Genomic DNA, 4,288 nt, shown 5'->3' with positions numbered 1-4,288 from the left:
CCAGCGACGGCCGCGATGCTACCTGGTCGCGCGTCACCGCCATGCCGTCGGCACGGATCACCTCGATATCGAAACTCGCCAGGCATTGCGAAATCCGGTCGGCAATATCGGACTTGCCTTCCCAGATATATATATCGAGACTTTCTTGCAAAGGTTTGTTTTGCATGATCAACTCTTTCAGTCACCTTCGCGCAAGGCTGGTTGGATCGTTGCCGTCGGTGTGCCCCGGGGTGCGGGTAAATCGCGGATTTCAGCCAGTCTGTCGTAGATTTTCATCGCATCTTTTCCATCAATTGATATTTCGTTTTGAATAAACTTCGTTTTTAATAAACCAGCTTCACATCGCCGCAACTGATGGACGACAAATTGAGCGTGCTTTGTCCGATGCCCAGTCCCAGCAACGCAAACGTTGCATCAAGCAGCGAGCCGACAGCTCCCAATATCGGGTTTAACACCGCTCCCAAAGTGATCAGCAGGGGATTCAGCAGGCTCAGGAGTCCGCCAAAGACAAAAGTTCCCGGCTGGAGAATTCCTCCCAATATAGAACCCAAGGAAGAGCCTACAAGTTTACTGCTGGGGCCACTTGAAGGAATGCCCGGAAGTGGCGGCGGATATAAGGTCGTAGTTGTCTTTGAACTTAGCAGAGGTGCATTGATGCCGAGATTCACCAAGGGTAAAACCGCCACCTGGTTCGCAGGTTTAGTCACGTCTGGACATGACAATGGCGCACCCATGCCGGTCTGCCCGTTTGCCAGGCAAACTTCCGCCACACCTGTCGTTATCTCGAAAGTCGCGCTTTGCGGCGCATTACATTGCAGGCTTTTGAGCTTTGCCTGCCCTGGAGCGACGTCGATAAAAAGAGGAAGATTAACCAGTCCCAGCAAAACATTCACATTGAGCGCCAATCGCACTTGCGCCGACGTTGCTACCGTATCGACGCCGCCAACCGCCATCTGCGGCGGCTCAATCAATCGTAATTGCAGTCCGACCTGCGCCAATCCACCGAGGTCGATATTCGCTCCCAAATTAACCAGGTTATTCTTGTTAGCGACCTGCAAGGTCCCGACATTGATAAGATCCAGGACATTGATTTGCGCATTTAACGCAGCCAATCCGTCAGCGGCGCCGACATTGATAAGATCACCGAGTTTCAGCAGGGTTCCACCCAATGTCCCCGTGGTCAGCTTCACCAGATCGGCAATATTTATGTTCGCCACCTGCGCCGGCGACAGCGCCTGGATGGTGGCATTTATCAGCTGCGCCAGGGTAATCTGGGTATTCAACACCTGATCGATGGTGCCTACATTCAAGTTCAGATTGTTCACGATTTGCAGCAGCGAAACCTGTGATCCAAGCAAACCGTTATAAGTCGCGGCGCTCAGGCAGATATTACTGCCCAGGAGACCGTTGACCAGGGGGTTCAACAACGGGCTGGCGCCGCTGCACACAGCAAGCAGTCCTGTTCCAAGAGAGAACGTCGCATAGGGATTGCTGCCGGAAGCAATCGCCTGGCCGCTGATGGTGCGCGAGCCCAAACCAAAAAATGCCGGCACGGTCTGTGCAACGACTACCTTCACCGCATTCAGGCTGGTCCCGGCAACCGGAGCAGCAAAATAGTTTGGCGCCTGGGCCGCATTGGCGACCGGATCCCAGCGGCCGCAAGTTACCGTGATGACATTTGACATCTGGTTAGGAGCGGTTGTCGCAAAGCCATTGGCCTGAGCGTTGCCTAAGGCCGCCAGCACAGCTTTATCGCTCGCCGCGCATGTTGCCGGATTGCCTGCCGGCGGCGTAGTGGCGAGCTGCAGCGCTCCGGCTAGCGCCGCCAGATCGGCTGTTTTTTGCAAATCGCGCTTCATGTAAAACACATAGCCGATGTCGATCGACGACGCCAAAATGAAGACAATTGATAAAAATATCGCCACCATCACTATTATCGAACCGCCATGGCGACGCACCTCACGCTGCCGCGGAAGCGCAGCCGAGGAATAATCAACCATGGTGTCGAATAATGCGTTCATGCGGGTTAGCGTTGCTTTGTTATGGTTATCCGTATGGAAGCGATCAATTTGAAGTTTCCTTCGATACTGTATTTTTAAAGAATTCGGGCAGCGGATGCCTGAAGCTATCCAGGTAACGCTGCCAGCTGACATCGGCTGTCGCCCCCAGCATCGGCAGGCGGGGGCCTGCGACACGGCCGTCGGCCTGCGCCTGCAATAAAGTATGCGTGACATCGCCTATGCGTATTCTGGTTTCCGGCCCGGTCGGCGCCGAGGTTTGTGGCGACTGTACAGGTGCAGCGGCCTGGGCTGCGGCAACCGCCGGTTGAGCCGTTGCTGATGCGCTGACCACGGCAGGCTGCGCTGCTGGTGTCGGTGCGGTTTTGGCGGCAACAGCAGGCTCTTGCAACAGTTTTCCGGTGAGCGGCGTATTCTGCGCACGCACGGCCCCGGCGCTTGCAAGCAATGCAGAGCCGACCAGCAACAGCATGTACGGACCAAAGATTCCTTGCGCTTTCATTTGTCGACCTCTTGGGCAAAAATTGAATTGCATGACGTTCAGCCGCCATTGCCAAATCGATCCAGCATCGACTGGAACGGTGTCGCAGGCGGCAGCGCCGGATTGGTTTTTTTAACGGGTGTAACCGCAGATCCGCCGGTGAAGGTTTTTGTCCCGCCGGCAGAATCATTTACCGCCACCACCACCGGCTGCTGTTGGCCGATTTCCGCGGCCAGGCGATAGATTGCGGCGCGGCTGTCCGCAGATAAGGCCGCCTTGTCCATCACGGCACGCGCCCTTTCTGCATCGCCGGAAACCAACAGCAACAGCGCCAGGTTACCTATCATCTTGCGATTGTCCGGCGCCAGCTCGGCAGCTTGCGCCAATGGCACGCGGGCGCCGGCGACATCTCCGCTGCGCAGCATTGCATAACCAAGATCGCTCAGCATCACGGGATTGGTCGGCTCACGCTTTACCGCTTCCCGCAGCGATGTGGCCGCATTCCTGTAATCGCCGTTCTGTGCCGCCAGCAGACCCAGTCCGTGCCAGGCCGCACCCGCTTCGGGCGAATTCAGCAGCTTGCGATACGCCGCATCGGCTGCCGTTGCCTGCTTGGTTTCGCGCAAAGCGTCAGCGCGCAAACGCTGGACTTCGGGCGTACTGCCGTTTTGCTGCTCGTAGGCATCGATGTGCGCCAGCGACGCAAAATACATGCCCTGTTCCTGCATCTGCCGAATCAAACCCAGATACATGCCCTTGTTGTCGGGTGTGGGCGCCTTATCTTCCGCCTGCTGCCGCAGCTGCGCCGCTTCATTCTGTTGCGCATACAACTTGGCCGAATTGCTTGCACAACCGGCCATCAACACCGAGGCCAATGCGATGGCTGACAGTGAAAACCAGGCCCTGTGGCTACCCGTGTTCGGGCGCATATCAAAAATCTTCATGCACTTGCTCCCATTCTTGACAGGGCCCTTATCACCGCCAGGAAACCCACGCCGCCGGTAATCACCAGCAGTCCCGGCAGCAAGGTCAGCACCATGACTCCGGTCATCTTCACTGTCAGTTTTCCGATCTTTTCTCTCATGTCCAGCTTGCGCTGCTCGCGGATCCGTTCGCTAAACTGCTTGAGCGGTTCCTGCACCGCGCCGCCGTGATGTTCCACCTGCACCAGCAGGCGCGATACCGCGTGCAAATCCTCGTTGTCGAACACCGTGGAAAATCGCCGCATCGATTGTTCCCGGCTGCGTCCTGTGCTGTATTGGCGACTGGCGATCGCCAGTTCTTCGCCCAGCACCGTCAGCACATTTCCGAATTCGTTTTCAATCACATGCAGGCTCTGGTCGACCGATAAACCCACGCCTTGCAACAGGCGCAGCAAGTCGATCAGTAACGGCAGTTCCTCGGCCGCCAGCCGCTGGCGCTTGTGCGCGACACTCCGCATGATCCATTTCGGCAGCATGTAACCCAGGGCGATGCCGAAAAAAATAATCAGCAGCGGCGACAGCCATCCTCCGCGATCAAACAGCAAAAATCCGAGCAGGGGCAAACTGACGGCAAGCACTACTCGCGCCAGGAAAAACAGGGATTTGCCGCGCATGTCATTGACATTGCATTGATCCAGCAGATGGCGATCTTCTTCCGCCACCAGCTGACGTCCTAACGGCGTATCAAGCCAGCCGGCGCCGGCCGCCACCAGCCGGTCGCGCCAGGATGTCGGTTTGGCGCTGATATTGGCGGTAGCAGCCGGGCGGTCATGGGATGCGATCTTTTCATCAATTGTGTCCAGATT

4 protein-coding genes are annotated in these 4,288 nt (G+C 56.8%); all 4 read right to left on the bottom strand.

Going from position 1 to position 4,288, the window contains the following annotated elements; genetic code table 11:
* Positions 1-323: 323 nt before the first annotated feature.
* Positions 324-2,021 carry a TadG family pilus assembly protein gene (locus JWQ61_RS21925; protein ID WP_304362390.1) on the bottom strand — a complete coding sequence of 566 codons (1,698 nt, stop codon included), beginning with the start codon at positions 2,019-2,021 and terminating at the stop codon, positions 324-326.
* A 43-nt stretch (positions 2,022-2,064) separates the two neighbouring features.
* The gene (locus JWQ61_RS21920) at positions 2,065-2,520 is read right to left on the bottom strand and encodes a DUF3613 domain-containing protein (RefSeq protein ID WP_304362389.1); all 456 of its coding nucleotides are present in this window, start codon (positions 2,518-2,520) and stop codon (positions 2,065-2,067) included.
* Between the two features lie 38 nt (positions 2,521-2,558).
* Entirely contained in the window at positions 2,559-3,443 is an 885-nt protein-coding gene (locus JWQ61_RS21915; RefSeq protein ID WP_304362388.1) for a tetratricopeptide repeat protein, read from the bottom strand.
* Positions 3,440-4,288: type II secretion system F family protein (locus JWQ61_RS21910; RefSeq protein ID WP_304362387.1), on the bottom strand; the 849-nt coding region annotated here is incomplete at its 5' end. The genes JWQ61_RS21910 and JWQ61_RS21915, both read right to left, overlap by 4 nt.

The sequence above is a fragment of the Collimonas fungivorans genome, assembly GCF_028292705.1.
GTDB lineage: Bacteria > Pseudomonadota > Gammaproteobacteria > Burkholderiales > Burkholderiaceae_D > Collimonas > Collimonas fungivorans_B.
Note: the sequence above shows the minus strand (reverse complement) of the source record. Positions and strands in the feature narration are given on the sequence as shown.

Bases quoted from the DNA above. Each gene is read 5' to 3' on its own strand.
- JWQ61_RS21925 (WP_304362390.1), bottom strand. From the start codon at position 2,021: ATGAACGCATTATTCGACACCATGGTTGATTATTCCTCGGCTGCGCTT.
- JWQ61_RS21920 (WP_304362389.1), bottom strand. From the start codon at position 2,520: ATGAAAGCGCAAGGAATCTTTGGTCCGTACATGCTGTTGCTGGTCGGC.
- JWQ61_RS21915 (WP_304362388.1), bottom strand. From the start codon at position 3,443: ATGAAGATTTTTGATATGCGCCCGAACACGGGTAGCCACAGGGCCTGG.